Source organism: Mycobacterium sp. NGS33 (assembly GCF_059812885.1).
Window position 1 is genome coordinate 255,233 of sequence record NZ_JCALDN010000004.1, and the last position, 22,394, is coordinate 277,626.

Consider the following 22,394-nt stretch of genomic DNA (forward strand, 5'->3'; position numbering starts at 1 on the left):
ATGCCGGACACCGTGGCGCTCGAACGGCCCCGCGACGGGGTCGCCATTGTGCGCCTGAATCGTCCGCAGCGACTCAACGCCATCAACGAGACGATGCAGGCCGAATTGCGCGAGGTGCTCGGCGATCTGGCCGCCGACCCGGCGGCACACGCCGCGGTGCTGACCGGCGCGGGACGCGGATTCTGTGCGGGCATCGACATGCGCGACTTCGGCCCCTCGATGCTCGAAGCGAGCGCCCCCGCGTTGGACCGGATGCGCTTTCAGGAAAGGATGGCCGCCCTCGCCGAAGCGGTGCGCGCGCTGCCGCAGCCCGTGATCGCCGCGGTCAACGGCCCCTGCGTGGGCGCCGGGCTCGCGCTGTGCCTGGCCGCCGACATCCGAATCTGCTCGACGGCAGCGTCTTTCGGTAACGCCGCCATCCTGCTCGGGCTCTCGGGCGCCGAGATGGGTATGAGCTATCACCTGCCGCGCATCGTCGGCACCAGCGTGGCCGCCGACTGGATGCTGACCGGCCGCACCGTATCGGCCACCGAGGCCGACCGTCGCGGCCTGGTCAGTGAGGTCGTCGAGCCGGATCGGCTGGCCGACCGCGCGGTCGAGCTGGCGTCGCTGATCGCAAGCCACGCCCCGCTCGGCGCGCAGCTGACCAAGCGCGCCCTTCAGGTCAACACCGACGCCGTCAGTCTGGCGTCGGCGATGGAACTGGAGAACCGCAATCAGGTGATCTCTCATGCGACCGACGAGGCGGCCGACCGCCGCAAGAAGTGGTCTTCATGACCGGTCCCCTGCGTGGCGTGCGCATCGTCATGATGGGCGGGCTGGGGCCAGCGCCGTTTTGCGGAATGCTGTTGGGAGACTTGGGCGCTCACGTCATCCGCGTCGACGCTCTCGCGGGTGTCGACGGCCCGCGACCGGTCGACCACACGGTCCGCCGCAGCCAGCGCTCCCTGGCCGCCGACGTGAAGGACCCGCGCGGGCGCGACCTCGTCCACCGGCTGGCCGCCGACGCCGACGCGTTCGTGGATGTCTACCGCCCGGGGGTAGCCGAGCGCCTGGGCATCGGACCAGATGCGCTGCGCGAGCGCAACCCCCGGCTGGTCTATGCCCGCATGACCGGCTACGGACAGGACGGGCCCTTGGCCGGTCACGCTGGTCATGACATCAATTACCTTGCGCTCACGGGCGCCCTGCACGCCATCGGCACGGCCGAGTCACCGGTGCCGCCCCTGAACCTTGTCGGCGATTACGGCGGCGGCGCAATGCTGTTGGCGGTGGGGCTGCTCAGCGCCATCCTGGAGGCCCGCGAGTCGGGCGCGGGTCAGGTCCTCGACGTGGCGATGGTCGACGGCGTCGCCGCGCTGCTGGCACCGTATTTCGGCATGCTGCCCGCCGGCACGTGGCGCGACCGGCGTCAGGACAATCTGCTCGACGGCGCCGCGCACTTCTACGGCACCTACGCCACGGCCGACGGGGGCCACATCGCCGTCGGCGCCATGGAACCGAAGTTCTACGCCGAACTGTGCGACCGGCTGGGCGTCGACGTGCCCCACGACGACGGCGATCCGACGGCGTGGGCCGCCCACCGGGCCGCACTGGCCGCGCGCTTCGCCGAGAAGACCCGCGCCGAGTGGGAGTCGCTCCTGGATACGCCGGGATGCTGTGCGACGCCGGTTCTTTCGCTGATCGAAGCGCCGCGGCATCGGCACAACGTCGCGCGGCAGACGTTCTTCGAGCTCGACGGCATCACCCAGCCCGCCCCCGCGCCACGCTTCTCCCGGACCCGTCCCGGCACGCCCGCGCCTCCGTCGCTCCCGGGGGATCACACCCACGCCGTGCTGCGTGAGCTGGGCATGGTCCCCGACGACATCACCGCGCTGGAGGAAGCCGGCGTGGTGGCCCAAAGCAAGCCTCAGTGACCACCTTAGAGAGGACGACACATGTCGTGGGACTTCTCCACCGACCCACAGTGGGCCGAACAACTGCAGTGGGTCGACGGCTTCGTGCGCGAGGAGTGCGAACCGATCGACCTGATTGTCACCGAATCCCACGACCTCAACGACCCGGTGCGTCAGGCGCTGATCCCGCCGCTGCAGGACATCGTGAAGAAGCGGGGGCTGTGGGCGACCCACCTGGGCCCGCACCTGGGCGGTCCCGGTTATGGGCAGGTGAAATTGGCGCTGCTCAACGAGATTCTGGGGCGCTCGGAATGCGCGCCGATCGTGTTTGGCTCGCAGGCACCCGATTCGGGCAACAGCGAAATCCTGGCACACTACGGCACCCCCGAGCTCAAGGAGCGCTATCTGGAGCCGCTGCTGGATAACCGCATCATCTCGTGCTTCTCGATGACCGAGCCGCAGGGTGGGGCCGACCCGAAGGTGTTTCGCACCACCGCGGTGGCCGACGGCGATCACTGGGTCATCAACGGGGAGAAGTGGTTTTCGTCGTTCGCCTCGATGGCGTCGTTCCTCATCGTGATGGCGATGACCGATCCCGAGGCGCCGCCCTATGAGCGCTACTCGATGTTCGTCGTTCCCGGCGACACCCCCGGGATCAACGTGCTGCGCGACGTCGGGCTGGGTTACCAGCCGACCGGCGGTGGCCGTGAGGGCTATGTCCGCTACGAAAACGTCCGCGTGCCGGCCGATCACATGTTGGGCCCGCGCGGCGGCGCGTTCGTGGTCGCGCAGACTCGCCTGGGCGGCGGGCGGATTCACCATGCGATGCGCACGGTGGGCCTGGTCCGCCGGATCTACGACATGATCTGCGAGCGGGCCGTGTCGCGCTACACCCAGGGCGAGGCGCTGGCCAACAAGCAGCTCGTGCAGGAGATGGTCGCCGACTCGTGGATGGAGATCGAGGCGTTTCGGCTGCTGACCCTCCAAACGGCCTGGAAGATCGACCAATTCAACGACTACAAGGCCGTGCGGGCCGACATCTCGGCGGTCAAGGCGATGATGCAGAAGGTCCTGCACGACGTGTCGTCGCGGGCGCTTCAGGTGCACGGGTCCCTGGGCACGACGCACGAGATGCCGTTCGTGCAGTATCTGGTCGAGTCATTCGTGCTCGGACTGGCCGACGGCCCGACCGAAGTACACAAGGTCACGCTGGCGCGGCTGTTGCTGAAAGACCGTGAGCCCGCACCGGATCTGTTTCCCTCCGAGCATCTGCTGCGGTTGCGCGCGGCCGCCGAGGCCAAGTTCGCCGACAAGCTCGCTGGCATCCCCCGCGGCTGAGCGGCGGGCCCGCTCAGACTTTCTTGGTGACGCCGACGTAGGACAAGACCACGTCGGAATCGTCGGTCACCCGATTGAGCACCGCGTAGGAGCGGATGAACGACTCGCCCACGCACCCGTCGATCTTGACGTGAAAGTTGCTGACCATCACCCAGGGATTCGGGCCCCTGAACTGTTTCTTGACCACCGGCACCACGATCACGAGGCCCGGCTTGAGCCCCACGTTGAGCACACCCGCGATCGGAGCAACGACCAACGGCAGCACGTCCCCGGGCACACCGGTCACCGGTCCCGTCACACCCGGAGTGATGCCAGCGGTGCCGCCGATCGTGACGCCGTCGGACGTGCTCATGTCGATGCCACAGCCGATCTCGTAACCCACCTCGAGCACCCCCTGGGGGCGTCCCGGGCCCATCAACGAGGCGACGAATATCCCGCTGGCGAGGTATTCGCGGGACGACACCGCGGTGGTCAACGGCGCCACCGGTACCTGCGCCTCGTCCCGGGCGCCCACGCCAAGGGTCCAACCGTCGGGGGTGTTGAGGACCACCGGGGGATTCGAGGGCAGCGCTCCGTCGGCCACCGGGGCCGCTTCCGGAGGGGGCGGGGCGGCGTCGGGATCCGCGCCCGTCGTCGGCGCCGTGGGCAAAGAAACAGCCAGGCATGCGGCGGCCACCAGGGCGCGACGAACGACCGCGGCTATGGGCCTCACGGGCGACACCGTACGCACCCAGCATTTCGAGTAGCGAAATTTGCTGGGCCGTCGGCCGAAGTTGTTGTGCGTTTGTGACTGTTACGCGATATGGCGCCGCGGGTAGAATTGGACTTCGAAAAGCCAAGAAAAGCCAACAATCCCGGCAGAAACCGAGGAGGCGGCGATGACGCTTCGCATGCGCGCTCGCGGACTGCTGGTCTGCGTGACAACCGCCATCGCCCTTGCAAGCGGCGCCGGCATCGCGCATGCGGACCCGAACGTCGATCCGCGCCCCCAGCCGCCGGGGCTCGACGACGTGTGGAGCCCGTTCCCGACCACCTGGACCAACCCGTCGAATGAGGGCCAGCCCGTGAACGACACGGGTGACGTCGGAATGATCTGCGAAAACCTCCTGGTGCGCTGCCAGTAATACCGTCGCTAAGCCAGCGCCGACCCGGCGCGGTCGAGCAGTCTCGGCAAAACCCCTGCCATGGCTTCCAATTCGGCGCGCGGCGCCGCCCGCCGGCGATTGTGCTTGACGATCAGCGACCAGGTCGCCGCCGACTTGAAACACGCCAGTGCCATGAACCACGCCAGATCGCTTACCTCACAACCTAACTCGGATCGGTACAGCTCGGCGATCTCGGCGATCGGCGGCACCATGCCGTCGGGCGCGGCAACCCGCCGGTAGGTGCCGGGATCGCAGTTGATCAAGAACCAGCCCGCGTCGATGCGCGGATCGCCTATCGACCAGATCTCCCAGTCGATGACGGCGTTGACCCGCGATCCGGCCGCGAGCAGGTTGCCCAGCCGGAAGTCACCGTGCACCACGCTCGGCGCCATTGCGCTGGGCGCGCAATCACGCAGCGCGTCACGCACTCTCGGCCAGCCGGGGGCCAGCTCCGGGTCGACCGTCGCCAGCGTGGCCGACCACCGGTGGACTTCGGCGACCGGATCGACCACCGGTTCGTCGCCCAGCCCGAGGTCCGACGGCGCCAGCCTGTGCAGCACGGCCATGACGCGGCACGCATTCCGGTACCGGTCGCACAGATCGCGCACGGATGGGAAATCGTCGAATAACGGCTCCACACACTCGCCTTCGACGTGCGTCATCACGTAGAGCGGTGGCGTGCCGGGCGGATCCCCCGCGTCCTCCCACAGCACCTCCGGCACCGGAACACCGGTCGTGGCAAGCGCTTTGATGACGCGGGCCTGGCGCAGCACGTCGCGGTGCGCAACGGGTGCGACGCCCGGCGGAGCCACCTTGACCACGACCCGTCGGCCATCCCTGGTGCCCGCGAAGGTCAGGCTGGAGGCTCCGCCGGCAAGCGGGGCGACGTCGGCCACGCCCGCGCCGGCGAGCCGGCGGCGCAGCGCGGTGGGATCGAGCTCGGCGCTGCTCATCCGGTCAGGGGGCCGGCGCGGTCCAGCCGACCTCGGCGAGGAAGGGCTGGGTGTGTGCGACGCGCCCGGTCAGGGTCTTCGGATCGCCGGTGCACAGCCGAAACGCCGTCTCGGTGATCAGCGCGATGTCCTCGGTGTCGGTCTTGGCCAGATCGAGGGTGCCGGCGCCGGGCGTGGCCACAGGATTGGACGGGGCGGCGGCGTTGACCGCGATCCCGTCGTCATATAGTTCGGCCGCAAGGCTTTTCGTCAATCGGTTGAGGGCGGCCTTGGCCGTGCCGTAGATGCCGAAGCCCGCGGTCCGGTCGAACTCGGAGAACGGCGGACCGGGCGGCAGGTCACCGCCCACCGAGGTCAGGTTCAGGATCCAGCCGCGGCCGCGCTCGCGCATCGCGGGTATCGCCAGCTGACACAGGTGCAGGGGCCCGAGCACGTGCATCTCCATCATCAGCCGCGCTCGCCGCTCGGGAAATCCGTCGAGGGGCCGCAGGAACGTCACCGCGGCATTGTTGACCAGGATGTCGGGTGCACCGACCGCGCTGACCACCTCGGCGAAAAGACGCTCCCGGTCGTCGGACTGGGACAGATCAGCTTGGACCGCAACGGCTTTCCCGCCAGCGGCGACGATCTCGTCGCGCGTCTGGCTCAGCGACCCCTGGTACTTGGGATCGGGGTCCATCGTGCGGGCGGTCAGGGCCACCGTGGCGCCTTCCGAAGCTAGCCGCATGGCGATCGCCCTGCCCAGGCCCCGGCTGCTGCCGGTGACGAGGGCCACCGTCCCGTCGCACCGCTGCGCGCTCATCGTCGACCTCCTCGGCCTCCCGGCCATGCGGAAATGGCTTCTCCGCATCAGAGAATGCCATTATCGCCGGCGGACGGGAAGCATTCTGCGTCGCGCGTCCAGGGCGTAGCTGCCGCCGCCGGTGAAGACCAGCAGGAAAAACGCGAAGCAGAAGAGGATCGCCAGCGCGCCGCCGTTGCCGGCCGGCGGATCGGCGACCGGCCACAGCGCCTGGGGCTGGTGGACCGAGAAGTAGGCGACCGCCATCTGCCCCGACGCGACGAACGCGGCGGCGCGGGTGCACAGCCCGGCGGCGACGAGCAGGCCCGCGACGATCTCGATCAGTCCGGCGTACCAGCCGGGCCAGGATCCGAACTCAACCGCCACCGGCGAGCGGACCGGCCAATTGAACAGGCTTCTCGAACCGTACGCGGCGAAGAGTAAACCGTAGACGAGGCGAAACAGGCTGAGCACGGCCGGGGTGTGACGGGCCAGGCGAGCATCGAGACCATTCCTCACGAGGGCCAGGCTACGTAATCAGTCCGGTAAATACGTACGTGTACTACCCGTATGCAAGGAGGCGTTTTGACCTATCTCTTTCTCCTCGGCGCGATCTTCACAGAGGTGGTAGCGACCAGCTTGCTCAAGAGCACCGAAGGCTTCAGCCGGCTGTGGCCGACCGTCGTGTGCCTGATCGGCTATGCCGTCTCCTTTGCGCTGCTGGCGGTGTCGATCTCGCGCGGTATGCAGACCGACGTCGCCTATGCGCTGTGGTCGGCCATCGGCACGGCCCTGATCGTGTTGATCGCGGTGCTGTTCCTGGGCTCGCCGATCTCGCTGTCGAAGGTCGTCGGTGTGGGGCTGATCATCGCCGGGGTGGTGACGCTGAATCTGACCGGCGCGCACTGACCGCCTGGCTTCGTCCGCTGTGGCAACGAATCCTTGCCCTCCTGTCGCAGAACTACGCTGCGTCCGGCGCGCGGCTGCCCGGCCGTCGGGTGCACGGATCTTGACAGGCGTGGTTGATGCCCGGCACCAACTGATGCGCAATGTCGGCGCCGGTGCGAATGGTCACCAGCGCGACGCTTCCGCCAACCACACACACGGCCGCGGCGATGATCATCGCCAGCGAGAAGCCGGGGCCCAGCGGCGTCCCGGGGGCCGCGTCGATCCCGGCTGCGACAGGTAACACGGCGATTGCGAGAAGATTCGCGATCCTCGAAACCGCGTTGTTGACACCCGAAGCCGTCCCGGCATAGCTGTCGGGAACGGCGGAGAGAACGGCTGCAGTCAGAGGCGCCACAGTGATCGCCAGGCCGACGCTGAAGATGACCACAGCGGGCAGGACTACAGCCAGTCCCGGCATAGCTGTCGGGAACGGCGGAGAGAACGGCTGCAGTCAGAGGCGCCACAGTGATCGCCAGGCCGACGCTGAAGATGACCACAGCGGGCAGGACTACAGCCAGGTACGTTGCCCCGGGCACGATACGCGCCATCAACGTCAGACCGCCCGCAGCGACGAACGGGCCGACCGTCATGGGCAGCCTGGGGCCGGTCCGCTCCCCTAACGCACCGGCGAACGGGGAGCCGATCATCATGATGATCGTCATCGGCAACGTCGCCAGCCCGGCCGCGAGGGCAGAGTAGTGCAGGCTTTGTTGCAGCTGCAGCGTCAACAGAAACAACGCACCGCCGATCGCCGTGTACACAGCCAAGGTGGTGAGGTTGGCGCCGACGAATTGCGTTGAGCGGAAAAGCTTCGGGGGCAACAGCGGTGACCGTGCGCGCCGTTCAATCAGGGGAAAAGCGACCAACGCCGTCAGCCCCACAAATGCGGGGGTGACAGTCACGAATGTCCAACCGCGCGAAGGGGCCTCGATCAGCGCGAAGATCGCCCCCGCCAGGCCGACCGTGACGGCGGCAGTCCCGGGTATGTCGGGGCCGCCCCGTGCGGTTTGATCGTGAGATTCCGAGATATGCCGCGTCGCGATCCATGCCACCACGACGGCCAACGGAAGGTTCAAGAGGAAAACCCAGCGCCACGACGCCGCGTCGACCAGCCAGCCGCCGATGAACGGACCCAGCGCCGTCGTGACGCCAGACATGCCCGCCCACAGACCGACGGCACGGCCGCGGTCGCTGTCGGTGATGCCGGCGTCGATCAGTGCAAGACTGCCGGGGACCAACGCCGCCGCGCCGACACCCTGCAGCAGCCGAGTTCCGATCAGCCATCCGATCGTTGGCGCCAAACCGCAGCCGAGAGAAGCCACACTGAAAACCACCAGTCCCGCAAGAAAGACGCGCCGCCGGCCGTACCGGTCGCCTGCAGCGCCTCCGCAGAGGAGCAAGGCGCTCAGCGTCAACAGGTACCCATCGAGGACCCACTGTTGCCCGGTCAGACCCCCACCAAGCTGCCTGCCGATGGTAGGCAGCGCGACGTCGACCACGGTCGCGTCAAGCAGCGCAATTCCCGAACCGAGGACAGCCGCGGCGATGAGCCAGCGCGCGCCGGCCGACGCCAACGGCAGTTGACGTGGCTCCGTCGATTCACCGCCATCAGGCCGGCCCACGGATGAGGATTCTGCGCTGTGGGGTCGCCGCCGCAACCACCGACCCCGATAGCAACGCTCTCTCGTCGCGAGCACGTGAGCTTCCGTTCACATGACAGACGTCCATTCCGCTCTTGGTGTGCAAACGCCCGTGCGAGACTGACGGCCTGCACACCGCTGGGTAGGCCACGCCGTGCTGACACCCTCTCTAGCGAGTAGGACCCACCATGACCGATGTCGATCAGACGCCCTCCGATGGGCTCGACCCCGGCAGCCCCACCCGGGCCGACCTGATCGAGCACTCGCGCACCGGGATGAGCGCGGCCGCGCTGCAGCGGGCGATCAACGACCACCTGCGCTACTCGATCGGGCGTCCGGCGGCGGCCCTGCGCCCCGAGCACTACTACCGCGCGCTCGCCCTGGCGGTGCGGGATCGCATGCAGGATCGCCGGGTGGCCTCAACGCAGACCTCGCTGGACCTCGGCCGCAAGGTGACCTGCTACCTGTCGGCCGAGTTTTTGATGGGCCCGCAATTGGGCAACAACCTGCTGAATCTCCAGATGGAGCGGGCGGCTCGCGAGGCGCTGGCGGCGATGGGCCAGAATCTCGACACCGTGCTGGCCTGCGAGGAGGAACCCGGGCTGGGCAACGGGGGCCTGGGCAGGCTCGCCGCGTGCTATTTGGACTCGCTGGCCACCCTGGAACGACCGGCGATCGGCTACGGCATCCGCTACGAATTCGGCATCTTCGACCAGGAAATCCACGACGGCTGGCAGGTCGAGCAGACCGACAACTGGCTGGACAACGGAAACCCTTGGGAGATCGCCAAACCCGACGTCAGCTTCCTGGTGAAGTGGGGCGGCTACGCCGAGCACTACACCGACGAGTCCGGCCGCGATCGCGTCCGCTGGGTGCCGGGACGGTTGCTCAAAGGCACCGCCTACGACACACCCATCCAGGGCTACGGCGTCAACACCTGCAACGTGCTGACGTTGTGGAGCGCGCGCGCCGTCAAGTCATTTGCGTTGGAGGCCTTCAACACCGGCGACTACTACAAGGCCGTCGAGGACGAGGTGACGTCCGAAACCGTCACCAAGGTGCTCTACCCCAACGACGAGCCCGAGGCCGGCAAGCGGCTGCGCCTGCTGCAGCAGTACTTCTTCGTGTCCTGCTCGCTGCAGCACGTGTTGCACATCATGGACGATCTCGCGGATGTTTCCGTCAAGGAACTGCCTCAGCGGTTTGCGCTGCAGCTCAACGACACTCACCCGTCCATCGGGGTCGCCGAGTTGATGCGGCTGCTAGTCGACGAGCGCGAGCTGGATTGGGACGCGGCGTGGGACATCACCGTCGCGACGTTCGGGTACACCAACCACACGCTGCTGCCCGAAGCGCTGGAAACCTGGCCGCTGCAGATGTTCGCCGAGTCGCTGCCGCGCCACCTCGAGATCATCTACGAGATCAACCGCCGGTTCCTCGACGAGGTGCGCGCCCACTTCCCCGGCGACGAGGACCGGGTCGCCCGGATGTCGTTGATCGGTGAGAACGGCGGCAAGTTCGTCCGGATGGCGCACTTGGCCACCGTCGGCAGCCATGCCATCAACGGCGTCGCCGCCCTCCATTCGGAGTTGCTGAAAAGCAGTGTCCTGAAAGACTTTTACGAGATGTGGCCGGAACGGTTCAGCAACAAGACGAACGGGGTGACGCCGCGCCGCTTCCTCGCACTGGCCAACCCGGGGCTGCGCGAACTACTGGACCGCACTGTCGGCGACGGCTGGTTGACCGACCTGGGTCGCCTGCGCGGGCTCGAGCCGTTCGTCGACGACGCGGCCTTCCGGCGCGAGTGGCGCGACATCAAGCGCACCAACAAGTCACGCCTGGCCAGATACATCCACTCGGTGGCCGGTGTGGAACTGAACCCGGACTGGCTGTTCGATGTTCAGGTCAAGCGCATCCACGAGTACAAGCGGCAGCACCTCAACGTCCTGCACGTCGTTGCGCTGTATCACCGGCTGAAGTGCAACCCCGGCCTGTCGATCCCGCCGCGGGCCTTCATCTTCGGCGGCAAGGCCGCGCCCGGATACTTCCTGGCCAAGCGGATCATCAAGCTCATCAACGCGGTCGGCGAAACCGTCAACGCCGACCCCGACGTGAACCGGTTCCTCAAGGTGGCCTTCGTGCCGAACTTCAACGTGCAAAACGCCCACCTGATCTACCCGGCCGCCGATCTGTCCGAACAGATCTCCACCGCGGGCAAGGAAGCCTCCGGGACCGGGAACATGAAGTTCATGATCAACGGGGCGCTGACCATCGGCACCCTGGACGGGGCGAACGTCGAGATGCGCGACGAGGTGGGCCCCGAGAACTTCTTCCTGTTCGGACTCACCGAGCAGCAGGTCGGGGCGGTCAAGGCCGACGGGTATCGACCGAACGATTACATCGACGGCAACGACGAGCTGCGCGTGGTGCTGGATCTCATTGCGTCAGGGACGTTTTCGCGCGGGGACACCGAGGTGTTCAAGCCCGTCGTGGATAACCTGCGTTATGACGACCCCTTTCTGGTGTGCGCCGACTACGCGTCATACGTGGACTGTCAGGAGCGGGTCAGCGCCGCGTGGCAGGACCGCGAGGCATGGACCAAGATGTCGATCCTCAATACCGCGCGCAGCGGCAAGTTCTCGTCGGATCGCGCCATTACCGAGTATTGCGACGAGATCTGGAACGTCTGGCCGCTGACGGTCAAGATCTAGTGGTCGCCGGGGAGCCCCGGCACGCGCCCGCGGTTGGCCGGCCGCCCCGGTAACCAGCGCAAGCCGGCCGCGCGGCAGAGCCGTCCGAAACGGACTAGGGTGGGCGCTCACGCAACGACTCGTGGCAGGAGAGATGTGACCGTACGCTTGCGCAGCCTTGTCCTGGTCCCGTTGACCGTGATACTGGCCGTGCTGCTCGCGCCGACCGCTTCGGCCGACGCCTACACCGACCAGCTGGTGAGCAGGTTCGACGCCCAGACGCATGTGGTGGTCGACCCGGGTGCCAGACCGCCGCTGCAGAACCCCGACAAGCTGAACCAGCAGATCCTCACCAGCTCGTGGCGGTGGAGCGCGGGCCCACCGGTCTGGGTGGCGGCGGTGTCGCCCGCCCAGAGCGGTGTGACCACCGCCGACGCCGTACACACCGCCATGCTGGCCCGCAACGCCGGATTCAGCGGCGTCATTCTCGTCATCGACGCTCGCGGCTACCACGTGCGCGCCTACAACGTGCCCAAGGCCATTGCGGACAACGTCGACCAATTCATGAATCAGTCGGCACGGGATCACCGCAACGACCCCTACGGCGCTACCAGCGCCTTCGTCGGCCGGCTGGCGAGCGCCAATGCGGCCCCCGTCGGACCCGCGACCACCTCACCGGTCGCCCACCAAAAGCACGACGAGTGGGCGTGGTTGAAGGTGACGCTGGTCATCTCCGGCATCGCGCTGGCCATGGCCGGCCTGTTCTGGTTCGCCGTCGGCCGAAATCGCAAGCACCGCAAGGACACCGAGGCGCGCGAGGAGATCAAGCAGGAACTGATCGCGGCCACGTCGAACGTCAGCGACCTCGACAACGCGGTACTGAGCGCGGGCGGCGTCGACGTCAGCGCCGAATCGTTGAAAGCCAACGCCAGCCTGTACGACGCCCGAAAAGCCTATGAGAAAGGCGATTACGGCTCCGCGCGGGCGCACCTGCGGGTGGTGGAATCCACGGTTGCCAAGGCTAACCGCAAGCTCGACCCGCGGCAACCGGACGTCGCGGCGGTGACGTCGGTCCCGGCCGACGACCGCAAGCAGGCCACGGTGCGCACCAAGAACCCTGACACGGGCGAAACGGTGACGATCAACAACAATAACTACAGCACCACCGCCCAGCCGGGTTACCCGTACTACTACGGCGGCGGCTACCACAACGGGATGTTCTTCTACCCCGGCTATTACCCGTACGCGTTCTGGGGGCCCGGCTGGACATGGGCGCTGACCGACGTGCTGCTGATGGACGCGCTGCTCGACGACCACTGGGGCGGCAGCTACGAGCGGGGCTTCGAGGCCGGCCGCGACTCCGCGTTCGCGGATGCCAACAGCTACGGCGACGACGGCGGACAGGCGGCCGGTTACGACAGCGCGCCGGCCGACGTCGGGTTCACCGGCGGCTACCAGGACTCGGGTGGCGCCGACGTCGGATTCGCCGGCAACGACGCCGCCTACTCCGGCGGCGGTGACGTGGGCTTCGGCGGCGGCTGGGACTCCGGGGGCGGCTGGGACTCCAGCGGCTCCGATTTCGGCGGCGGATCGGACTTCGGCGGCGGTGGTTCCGATTCCGGCGGTGGTGGCGACTTCGGGTTTTGAGGTCTCGCCGCCGGGAAGTTAGGTTGCCTGCAATGAGTACGGACAAGATCAATCGCGCCATCCTGCTCACCATGGTGGTGATCGGAACGCTCGCGTACGGCTTGCTCTACAGCCACGCCTCGATCGTCTTCAAGCTCCTCGTACCCCTCGGCCTGATCGCCCTGCTCGGACTGATCGTCCGCGACGTGATCAGGGACCGCGACTGAAGAAAACGCTGACGCCCGGCCGCACTCGTTGGGGTAGCGTTCACCGCGAGCCTTCGTAAACCCCACGGCGGAGCAAGGACTGGAGCATGAGTTCGTTTTTGTATGGCCTGCTGACCGTGATAGGCCTCGCGCTTGCGCTGGTGTTCGCGACCATTGCCGCCGTCTTCATTAAACGTTTGGGCGATCGAACGACCACCCCGGTCGGTGAAGAGGTGGGCAGCGCCAAGGCGGTAGTCACCAAAGTGCGTAAACGCCAACCCATGTCGCAGGACGAGTTGAATTATGCGAAACAACTCCTTGCGGGTCGTGGCTCCGTGCTGGCGTTATGCCTCCCCGCTACGTTGTTCGGTTTGGGCTGTTTCTACGTGTTCGGCAGCCTCTACCACCTGCACGGAGCGACGCCCTCCGAACGTACATTTCTGGGGGTCTTCCCCATGTTGGCCGCTATGAACCTCACTGTTCAGATCCTGCGGAGCGCCAGGTTGAAACGGCGACTACGGAAGATCTCCTGACGGACGCAGCAGCCTAAGGCATCTGGCGCTGTCGGTGTCGCCGCCAGGTATGCCCGCGGGCCCTTCTGGTCGCGCGCTGGAGGCGTTACCGCTATCGTTTGCACGATCAGCTGTCCTTTGAGTACACGGCCGTCTACTATCTGCAGTGGCCTGAAGGCAGAGCAAGGGGCGTGAAGACGATGTCTGGGACCGGACTCCGAGGGGTGATCCAGTGAGCCCTCGTTCGGTCGGCAGGACCGTGTTGGCGCGAGTCTGGATGCCGTTGGTCGCGGTCATCGCCGTCGGCGTGGGCGGGGTGGCGATGGTGAAGGTGCACGAGTTCTCCAATCCCCCGCCCGTCATCACCGTCAATGAACCGGCAGCGCCTCCGGAGTTCAGCATCAAACGGCTCACCTATGAGTTGTTCGGCTCGGTCGGTGATGGCGGGATGCTCGTCTGGGTGGACATCAACGGGCATCCACATCAGGTCGATCTCACGACCTTGCCCTGGTCGCACACCGAGGCGACGACACTCACCGTGGTGTCCGGCAGCATCTCGGCGCAGGTTCACGGCGGTCAAGTCGGATGCCGGCTGCGGGTGAACGGCATCGTCCGCGCCGAACAGTCCGATGCCCACCAGGACGCACACGTCTATTGCCTGGTCAAATCCGCATGAGCGAGCACCAGGCCCAGCCTCGGGCGAAGCGGCCGTTCTTCCCCAGGATGGTCCGCGTCCTCGCGATACCGATCATCGCCTTCTGGGGCCTGCTCGCCGTGTCGACGAACACCTTCATGCCGCAGGTAGAGAGGGTCGCCGAAGAGTTGGCGGGGCCGCTGGTTCCGCACTACGCGCCGTCGCAGCGGTCGTTGCTTTCCATCGGCGCGAAGTTCCGCGAGTCCGATTCGACCAGCCTGGCCATGATCGTGCTCGAAGCCAACCGGCCGCTGGGCGACGCGGATCATCGGTACTACGACGATCTGATGCGCAGGTTCAAGCAGGACCCCAAGCATGTGCAGTACGCCATGGATCTGTGGGGCAAGCCGATCACCGCGGCGGGGGCGCAGAGCCTCGACGGCAAGTGCGCGTACGTGCTGCTGCGTCTCGCGGGCGATATCGGCCAGATGCAAGCGAACGAATCCGTGGCCGCCGTTCGGGATATCGTCGCCAAGGACGCGCCACCGCCCGGGCTCAGGGTCTATGTCAGTGGCGCGGCCCCCCTCGCCAAAGACACTGTGGCTATTGCGAATTCGAGCTTGAACAACATCACGATCGTGACGATCTTCCTGATCATCGCGATGTTGCTGCTGGTGTATCGCTCGATCGTCACCCTATTTGTGCCGTTGGCCGGAGTTCTGTTCGAGATGCTGGTGGCGAAGGGGGTTATCGCGACCCTCGGGCATCTCGGGTACATCGAGCTCTCGTCGTTCGCCGTGAACATCGTCGTCGCGCTGACCTTGGGGGCGGGGACGGACTACGGCATCTTCTTGATGGGCCGCTATCACGAGGCCCGACACGACGGCGAGAGCCGGGAGGAGGCGTTCTACACCGCGTACAAGAGCGTCACGCCCGTCATCCTCGGCTCGGGGCTGACGATCGCGGGGGCGTGTTACTGCTTGACTTTCGCGCGGCTCAACTACTTCCACACGATGGGGCCGGCCGTCGCGATCAGCATGCTGTTCACCATCGCGGCAGCGCTGACGCTCGGCCCGGCGTTCCTGACCGTGGGCAGCCTTTTCGGGCTCTTCGACCCGAGAAGCAAGGCCAAGGCGCATCTGTATCGGCGCTTCGGGACGAGCGTGGTCCGGTGGCCGGTGCCGATCCTCTTCGCCAGCGCCACCGCCGTTCTGCTCGGGGCGATCTTCGTGCCGACGTACCGGCAGAACTACGATGACCGCCAGTACCAGCCGCACGATTCGCCCGCCAACCTGGGTTTCCAGGCCGCCGACCGGCACTTCCCGAAGAGCAAGCTGTTTTCCGAGATGCTGATGATCGAGTCAGATCACGACATGCGAAACTCGGGTGACTTCATCTCATTGGACCGCGCAGCCAAGGCCCTGCAACGCCTCCCCGGCGTCGCGATGGTGCAAAGCATCACCAGGCCCATGGGCAGGGCGCTGGAACATGCCACCATCCCCTACTTGTTCACCACGCAAGGCAGCGGCAGCGGTCAACAGCTCCCGTTCACCTTGCAGCAGAACGCCAATACGAACGAGCAGGCACAGATCACACAGCACACGGTCGCGGTCTTGCGCAAAGAGATCGGCTTCTTCCAAACGATGTCGGATGAGATGCACAAGACGGTCCTCACCATGGAGGACATGCAAAAGGTCACCGACGAGTTACGGTCGAACCTTGCCAACCTCGAAGACTTCTTCCGGCCTATTCGCAGCTATTTCTATTGGGAGAAGCACTGTTTCGACATTCCCATCTGCTACGCGTTCAGGTCGCTGTTCGAGTCGATCGACGGCCTCGACAAGATGGCCGACGACATCAAGGACGCCGTAACGTCTCTCGAGGTCATCGACAAGACCTTGCCGCAAATCATCACGCAGCTCAAACTCACGGCCGACGACTCGGAGGCTTTGGCCTCTCTTTTGGTCAGCACCTACGGCCAGTCTTCTCTGCAGTCCACTCAGACCGACCAGACATTCGAAGACCAGATCAATGTGGGGCTCGACTTCGATCAATCCCGCAGTGATGACTTCTTTTACATCCCACACGAGGGTTTCGACAACGACGACGTCAAAACGGGTATGCAACTGCTGATGTCGCCCGACGGCAAGGCGGCCCGGCTCATCATCACCCATGAGGGGGACGCCAACGGCCCCGAGGGCGTGCAGCACGTTGAGCAGTTCCCCACGGCGATAACCGTTGCGCTCAAAGAGACTTCGCTGGCCGGCTCGAAGGTCTACATCGGCGGTTCGGGATCAACCAACAAGGACATCAAGCAATACGCGGCGTCCGATCTGCTCATCGTGGCGATCGCCGCCTTCGTGCTGATCTTCTTGATCATGTTGTTCCTCACCAGAAGTCTGATGGCGGCGATTGTCATCCCCGGCACGGTGGCCTTCTCCTACGCCGGGGCGTTCGGGCTCTCCATCCTCGTATGGCAACACCTCATCGGCCTGCCGTTGCACTGGTTGGTGTTGCCGCTGACGTTCATCATCCTGGTGGCGGTGGGTTCGGACTACAACCTGTTGTTGATCCTTCGTGTCAAAGAGGAGCTGCACGCCGGAATCCATACCGGGCTGATCCGCGCGCTCGGCAGCACCGGCGGCGTGGTGACGTCGGCCGGTTTGGTGTTCGCCTTCACCATGCTGGCAATGCTGACCAGCGATCTGCGTACCGTCGGCCAGGTGGGTTCGACGGTGTGCATCGGCCTGCTGCTGGACACGCTGATCGTGCGTTCGTTCGTCGTGCCGTGCATCCTGCGCATCCTCGGGCCGTGGTTCTGGTGGCCCACGCTGGTGCGTACCCGCCCGCTGCCCCAGACACAGAAGGCCGAGATCGTATGAGCGACAACGACAAACCCCTGGCCGGCCGGGTCGCGTTCGTCACCGGCGCCGCGCGCGGACAGGGCCGCTCGCATTGCGTGCGGCTGGCCCGGGCCGGTGCCGACGTCGTCGCCATCGACGTGTGCGGCCCGGTGGCGGCGAACAACGGCTATCCGGCATCGACGCCGGAGGACCTGGCCGAAACGGCGAGCCTGGTGGAAAGCGAAGGTCGCAAAATGCTGGCCGCGCAGGTCGATGTCCGCGACGCCGCGGGGCAACAGCGGCTCGTCGACGAAGCGATCACCCAATTCGGCCGCCTGGACATCGTCGTCGCCAACGCCGGCGTGCTCAATTGGGGCCGGCTCTGGGAGATTTCGGCGCAGCAATGGCAAGACGTCCTCGACACCAACCTGACCGGGGTCTGGAACACGATCAAAGCCACTGTGCCCGCGATGATTCAGGCGGGCAACGGCGGCTCGATCATCACCATCAGCTCGGCGGCGGGCATCAAGGCCGTCCCCGGGTGCGGGCACTACTGCGCCAGCAAGTTCGGTGTGGTCGGGCTGACGAACTCGCTCGCGGTGGAGCTGGGCGGGTACGGCATCCGGGTCAACTCGGTGCACCCGTACGGCACCGACACGCCCATGGGCAACGACCCCTCGATGTGGCAGCTCTTCGCCGACAACCAGACCTACATCCACAGCTTCTCTCCCGGCGCGCTACCGACCGACGCGCTGGCCGACCCGAACCTGGTCTCCGACATCGTGTTGTGGCTCGCCAGCGACGCCTCCTCGCTCGTGACGGCCGCGCAAATTCCCGCCGACAAGGGCTACCTGAAGATCTGATAAGAGAGCAAAAGGCCGGCCGCCGGCGACGGGCATAATCGTGTCGTGAAGGCGCCCGGCGCTGCGATGCCGAAAACGCGGGCCGGATCGCTGCGACCCGGCGAGCTGGCGCAGGCATCGGTGATGGGCGCCTTGTGCGCGGCGATCGCCATCATCGCGGTCGTCCTTCCGCACGGCGGGGGGCTGGGCCTGCTCGGCAGCGTGCCGACCGGACTGTTGGCCTACCGCTACCGAATCCGCGTGCTGATCGCCTGTACGGTCGCCGCCGGCGTGATCGGATTCCTGGTCGTCGGACTGAGCGGCCTGGGAGCGATCGCGCTCTGCGCCTATGTCGGTGGGCTGGCCGGAACCGTCAAGCGCCACCGGCGCGGCACACCGACCGTGATCGCGGTCTCGTTTGGCGCGGGCGTCGTCGTCGGTGCCGGGATGGTCGCCGCGCTGACCGTCCTGACCCGCTTCCGCCAACTCGCCTTCCACGCCGCCAGCGCCACCGTGGACGGCGCCGTGACGGTCGTATCGCGGGCCGGCCCGCTGCGCGCCCCGGCGCAACAGTTCAAGGCGTTCTTCGCCGAGGCCCTGCACTACTGGCAGTGGCTCGTCCTCGGTTACGCCGTGTTCGTCATCATGGGCGCGTCGCTGGTCGGTTGGTGGGCGCTGTCCCGCGTGCTGGAGCGACTGCGCGGCATTCCCGACGTGCACAAGCTGGACGCGCCGGCGAGCAGCGGTCCGATCCGGCCCGTCCCGGTACGCCTCGAGCAGGTGCGGCTGCGCTATGCGCACGCCGACCACGACGCCCTGCGTGCGGTCAGCCTGGACGTGCGGACGGGCGAACACATCGCGGTCACCGGGGCCAACGGTTCCGGGAAAACCACCCTGATGTTGATCCTGGCCGGGCGCGAGCCGACGTCGGGGATCGTCGAGCGTCCGGGCGCGGTGGGGCTCGGTGAACTCGGTGGCACCGCCGTCATCATGCAGCATCCGGAGAGCCAGGTGCTGGGCACGCGCGTCGCCGACGACGTGGTCTGGGGCCTGCCGCCCGGCAAGAGCACCGACATCCCCCGGCTGCTCGGCGAGGTCGGGTTGGCCGCGCTGGCCGATCGCGACACGGGCAGCCTGTCCGGCGGGGAGCTGCAGCGCCTAGCCGTGGCCGCGGCGCTGGCGCGCGAGCCGGCGCTGCTGATCGCCGACGAGGTCACCAGCATGGTCGACCGGCAGGGCCGGGAGCAACTGCTCGCCGTCCTGTCCGGACTCACCGAGCGCCATCAAACGGCCCTGGTGCACATCACCCACTACAACGACGAGGCCGAATACGCCGACCGCGCAATCAATCTCGGCGACACATCGATGGACGCCGACCTGGTACGGAGCGCGACCGCGCCGGCTCCGACGGTGACGAACGGACGCCCCGCCAGCCCGCCGGTGCTCGAACTCGTCGGTGTCGGACACGAATACGCCAGCGGCACCCCCTGGGCCCAGACCGCGCTGCGCGATGTCAGCTTCGCGGTGCACGAGGGCGACGGGCTGTTGATCCACGGCGGCAACGGTTCCGGCAAGTCGACGCTGGCGTGGATCATGGCCGGCCTGACCGCGCCGGCCACCGGCGCCTGCCTGCTCGACGGGCGCCCGACCGCCGAACAGGTCGGAGCGGTCGCGCTCCAATTCCAAGCGGCCCGGCTGCAGCTGATGCGGAGCCGGGTCGACCTGGAAGTGGCTTCGGCCGCAGGGTTTTCGCCCGCCGATCGCGCGCGGGTGACCGCGGCGCTGGCCGCCGTCGGCCTGGACGCCGGTCTGGCCACGCGGCGCATCGACCAGCTCAGCGGCGGCCAGATGCGTCGCGTGGTCCTCGCCGGACTGCTGGCGCGGTCGCCGCGGGTGTTGATCCTCGACGAGCCGCTGGCGGGGCTGGACGCCGCCAGCCAGCGCGGCCTGGTCCAGCTCCTGGCCCAGCGACGCCGTGACACCGGCCTGACGGTGGTGGTCATTTCGCATGACTTCGCCGGGCTTCAGGAGCTGTGCCCGCGCACCCTGCACCTGCGTGACGGTTCGCTGGAACCGCCACCGGCCGCGGCCCCGCACCGTGCGGTGGCCACCGCCCCGCCGGCGACGCGCCCGGCCCGCCGCCGTCGTCCCTTCGTGCTGCTGCGGCCGGTGCCGGGCACCTCACCCATTCACGAGCTGTGGGCCGGAACGAAACTGCTTGTGGTATTTGGTGTTTCGTTGCTGTTGACGTTCTTTCCGGGATGGGTGGCGATCGGGCTCACCGGCGCACTGGCGGTGACGGGAATCTGGCTCGCCCGCATCCCACGGGGGGTGCTGCCGTCCGTGCCGCGCTGGCTGTTGATCGTGCTGGTGATCGTCGCCGCCAACGCGACATTCGCCGGCGGGAGTCCGTACGTCCGACTGGGCGCCGTCTCGCTCGGGCTCGGCGGCCTGCTGGACTTTCTCCGCATCACCGTCCTGTCGGTGGTGCTGCTCGGCCTGGGCGCGCTGGTGTCGTGGACGACCAATGTCGCCCAAGTCGCCCCGGCGGTGGCCACTTTGGGCCGTTTCCTGCGCCCACTGCGGATCCCGGTCGACGACTGGTCTGTGGCGTTGGCGCTCGCGCTGCGCACCTTCCCGATGCTCATCGACGAATTCCGGGTCCTCTTCGCCGCCCGCCGGTTGCGGCCCAAGCGCCCCCCGCGGACCCGCCGGGCCCGGCTGCGGCGTCCGGCGGCGGACGTGATCGACGTTGTCGTCGCGGTCATCACGGTGACGCTGCGACGCGCCGACGAGATGGGCGATGCGATCACCGCCCGCGGCGGCACCGGCCAGATCTCGGCCGCGCCGTCGCGGCCGAAACCGGCCGACTGGCTGGCGCTTTCGATCGTATTGATGGTCTGTGGTGGCGCGGTGGCGGCCGAGCTCGCGTTGGTCGCCGGCCACTGACGCATTTAGAACCTCGCCAGCGCCGGCACGTCCGCCAACGCACAGTCCGGAATGCCTTCGGCCGCGCGCAGCAGGAAGTTGAGCTTCGCGACGCGCTCGCCGGAGCGCGGTGCACCGTTCTTCTGAAACGGTGCCGCCAGGCCCACCGCCAGGTCCATCACGACATCGTCGACGACGCCGCCCGAGCGGCCCGAAGGTATCGCCAAAACGGCGTTGCGCGTGGCGTATTCGAAACAGTCCAGCGCCTCGGCGATGGTTCCCACCTGGTTGGGCTTCAAGACGAAACCGTCCACGGCGGACGTTTCGACCGCCCGCTGCAGGCGGGCCCGGTTGGTGACGATCAGGTCGTCGCCCAGGATGATCGATCGGTTCACCGTCTGCACGGCCTTGGCGAATCCGGCCCAGTCGTCGCCCTCCAGCAGGTCCTCGATGAACAGCATCGGGAACTCCTGCGACAGTCCGCGGGCGTAGTCGATCAGCTCCTCCGCGGTCACCCGCTCACCGTTGAAAGCGTATGTGGCAGAGTCACTGTCGTATACCTCACTGGACGCGCAGTCCAGCGCGAACGCCATGATGTCGGCGCAGCCGGCCCGCTCGACGGCCTCGGCGAGCACCTCCATGACGGCGTGCGGGTCACTGGACGGCGCGATGTATCCGTACGAGGACGCTAGCATCGGTGCGCGACCCAGCCGCCGCGCGAGGACCTCGCCGAGCGTCTCGAACAGGCTCACCCCTTTTTCGACCGCGGCTTCGATCGAGTCCGCGCGGTACGGCACGACGAGGAACTCGCTGAACGTCTGGCGGACATCGCCGTAGTGCCCGCCATTGATCATGTTGAAGCTGGGCACCGGGACGGTGGTGGGCGGTTGGAGCCCGAGCAGCGCGCCGACGTAGGCGTAGGTGGGCGTGCCCGCCGCGGCGGCGGCCGCGCGCCACAGCGCGATCGACGTGGAGTAGATCGCGTTGCCGCCGAGCCGGTGCTTGTCCGGCGTGCCGTCGAGCGCGATCAGCACCCGGTCCAGGGACCGCGGATCGTCGAGCCCCGCGCCGATCAGGGCCGGAGCGATTTCGTCGTCCACGGCGGCGATCGCGCGGTGCACGCTCAGGCCGTTGTATCGCGTCGGGTCCCCGTCCCGCAGGACGTACGCCTCGTGCGAACCCACCGAGCTGCCGGTCGGGGACGCGCCGCGGGCAACAATGCCCGTGTCCGTGGTGATTTCGACTTCCAGAAGAGGCCGGGCTTTGCAGTCCAGCAACTGGCGGGCGATGACGGATGCGATCTTCATCGTCGACCTCCAGGACCCAGGGCTCCAGCGTATGACCGTGGCACTGAGAGGTCACTGAGAAGTGGCGCCCAGTGCGTCGTTTCCCGCCCGGGCGCTCTAAACTAGC

Annotated in this window: 18 protein-coding genes and 2 pseudogenes; 13 read left to right on the top strand and 7 right to left on the bottom strand. The window is 67.1% G+C overall.

The annotated features are described in order from the left end of the window. The 3 genes from AC5Y5B_RS11450 to AC5Y5B_RS11460 are packed head-to-tail and all read left to right on the top strand — an operon-like array spanning window position 1 to window position 3,233. Window positions 1-777, top strand: a complete 777-nt coding sequence (locus tag AC5Y5B_RS11450) for an enoyl-CoA hydratase/isomerase family protein (protein WP_112634011.1) — start codon at window positions 1-3, stop codon at window positions 775-777. Then, the gene (locus AC5Y5B_RS11455; protein ID WP_500005371.1) at window positions 774-1,916 is read left to right on the top strand and encodes a CaiB/BaiF CoA transferase family protein; all 1,143 of its coding nucleotides are present in this window, start codon (window positions 774-776) and stop codon (window positions 1,914-1,916) included. The genes AC5Y5B_RS11450 and AC5Y5B_RS11455 overlap by 4 nt, the downstream gene beginning before the upstream one ends. Window positions 1,917-1,937: 21 nt before the next feature. Beyond that, window positions 1,938-3,233, top strand: a complete 1,296-nt coding sequence (locus AC5Y5B_RS11460) for an acyl-CoA dehydrogenase family protein (RefSeq protein ID WP_112634009.1) — start codon at window positions 1,938-1,940, stop codon at window positions 3,231-3,233. A 13-nt stretch (window positions 3,234-3,246) separates the two neighbouring features. Here the strand turns inward: AC5Y5B_RS11460 and AC5Y5B_RS11465 are convergent, their stop codons facing one another. Continuing rightward, the gene (locus AC5Y5B_RS11465; protein ID WP_430919519.1) at window positions 3,247-3,945 is read right to left on the bottom strand and encodes an MspA family porin; all 699 of its coding nucleotides are present in this window, start codon (window positions 3,943-3,945) and stop codon (window positions 3,247-3,249) included. Window positions 3,946-4,111: 166 nt separating this feature from the next. Between AC5Y5B_RS11465 and AC5Y5B_RS11470 the strand changes: the two genes are divergently transcribed. Continuing rightward, complete coding sequence (locus tag AC5Y5B_RS11470; RefSeq protein ID WP_112634008.1) at window positions 4,112-4,357, top strand: hypothetical protein; 246 nt, start codon at window positions 4,112-4,114, stop codon at window positions 4,355-4,357. 8 nt (window positions 4,358-4,365) lie between these two features. Here the strand turns inward: AC5Y5B_RS11470 and AC5Y5B_RS11475 are convergent, their stop codons facing one another. From AC5Y5B_RS11475 to AC5Y5B_RS11485, 3 genes are read right to left on the bottom strand one after another with little or no spacing between them, the layout of a single operon-like run. Continuing rightward, a complete protein-coding gene (locus AC5Y5B_RS11475) occupies window positions 4,366-5,331 on the bottom strand; it encodes a phosphotransferase family protein (RefSeq protein ID WP_500005372.1) in 966 nt (321 codons plus the stop codon). Window positions 5,332-5,335: 4 nt separating this feature from the next. Continuing rightward, window positions 5,336-6,133 (bottom strand): SDR family NAD(P)-dependent oxidoreductase, encoded by a 798-nt coding sequence (locus AC5Y5B_RS11480; RefSeq protein ID WP_112634006.1) that lies wholly within the window; start codon window positions 6,131-6,133, stop codon window positions 5,336-5,338. A gap of 60 nt (window positions 6,134-6,193) precedes the next feature. Next, on the bottom strand, window positions 6,194-6,631 hold the full coding sequence (locus tag AC5Y5B_RS11485) for a DoxX family protein (protein ID WP_500005373.1): 438 nt from the start codon (window positions 6,629-6,631) through the stop codon (window positions 6,194-6,196). A gap of 66 nt (window positions 6,632-6,697) precedes the next feature. Between AC5Y5B_RS11485 and AC5Y5B_RS11490 the strand changes: the two genes are divergently transcribed. Next, window positions 6,698-7,021, top strand: a complete 324-nt coding sequence (locus tag AC5Y5B_RS11490; protein WP_112634021.1) for a DMT family transporter — start codon at window positions 6,698-6,700, stop codon at window positions 7,019-7,021. Between the two features lie 52 nt (window positions 7,022-7,073). Here the strand turns inward: AC5Y5B_RS11490 and AC5Y5B_RS11495 are convergent. After that, window positions 7,074-7,467, bottom strand: a pseudogene (locus AC5Y5B_RS11495) (MFS transporter); the annotation flags it as partial. 11 nt (window positions 7,468-7,478) lie between these two features. Then, window positions 7,479-8,682 (bottom strand): annotated as a pseudogene (locus AC5Y5B_RS11500) (DHA2 family efflux MFS transporter permease subunit); the annotation flags it as partial. 293 nt (window positions 8,683-8,975) lie between these two features. Between AC5Y5B_RS11500 and AC5Y5B_RS11505 the strand changes: the two are divergent. From AC5Y5B_RS11505 to AC5Y5B_RS11540, 8 genes are all read left to right on the top strand, one after another. Further along, window positions 8,976-11,411, top strand: a complete 2,436-nt coding sequence (locus AC5Y5B_RS11505) for a glycogen/starch/alpha-glucan phosphorylase (RefSeq protein ID WP_500005396.1) — start codon at window positions 8,976-8,978, stop codon at window positions 11,409-11,411. A gap of 135 nt (window positions 11,412-11,546) precedes the next feature. Continuing rightward, complete coding sequence (locus AC5Y5B_RS11510; RefSeq protein WP_112634004.1) at window positions 11,547-13,037, top strand: tetratricopeptide repeat protein; 1,491 nt, start codon at window positions 11,547-11,549, stop codon at window positions 13,035-13,037. Window positions 13,038-13,069: 32 nt separating this feature from the next. Further along, window positions 13,070-13,243 (top strand): hypothetical protein, encoded by a 174-nt coding sequence (locus AC5Y5B_RS11515; protein WP_165821829.1) that lies wholly within the window; start codon window positions 13,070-13,072, stop codon window positions 13,241-13,243. 86 nt (window positions 13,244-13,329) lie between these two features. Continuing rightward, entirely contained in the window at window positions 13,330-13,755 is a 426-nt protein-coding gene (locus tag AC5Y5B_RS11520; RefSeq protein WP_112634003.1) for a hypothetical protein, read from the top strand. A gap of 256 nt (window positions 13,756-14,011) precedes the next feature. Continuing rightward, on the top strand, window positions 14,012-14,410 hold the full coding sequence (locus AC5Y5B_RS11525) for an MmpS family transport accessory protein (RefSeq protein ID WP_165821830.1): 399 nt from the start codon (window positions 14,012-14,014) through the stop codon (window positions 14,408-14,410). Beyond that, a complete protein-coding gene (locus tag AC5Y5B_RS11530) occupies window positions 14,407-17,250 on the top strand; it encodes an MMPL/RND family transporter (RefSeq protein WP_112634001.1) in 2,844 nt (947 codons plus the stop codon). Before AC5Y5B_RS11525 ends, AC5Y5B_RS11530 begins: the two co-directional genes overlap by 4 nt. Further along, the gene (locus tag AC5Y5B_RS11535) at window positions 17,247-18,074 is read left to right on the top strand and encodes a mycofactocin-coupled SDR family oxidoreductase (protein WP_112634000.1); all 828 of its coding nucleotides are present in this window, start codon (window positions 17,247-17,249) and stop codon (window positions 18,072-18,074) included. The genes AC5Y5B_RS11530 and AC5Y5B_RS11535 overlap by 4 nt, the downstream gene beginning before the upstream one ends. A gap of 45 nt (window positions 18,075-18,119) precedes the next feature. Continuing rightward, on the top strand, window positions 18,120-21,002 hold the full coding sequence (locus tag AC5Y5B_RS11540; protein ID WP_112633999.1) for an ATP-binding cassette domain-containing protein: 2,883 nt from the start codon (window positions 18,120-18,122) through the stop codon (window positions 21,000-21,002). 5 nt (window positions 21,003-21,007) lie between these two features. Here AC5Y5B_RS11540 and eno read toward each other — a convergent pair whose 3' ends face one another. Continuing rightward, complete coding sequence (gene eno, locus AC5Y5B_RS11545; protein ID WP_112633998.1) at window positions 21,008-22,288, bottom strand: phosphopyruvate hydratase; 1,281 nt, start codon at window positions 22,286-22,288, stop codon at window positions 21,008-21,010. Window positions 22,289-22,394 lie beyond the last annotated feature (106 nt).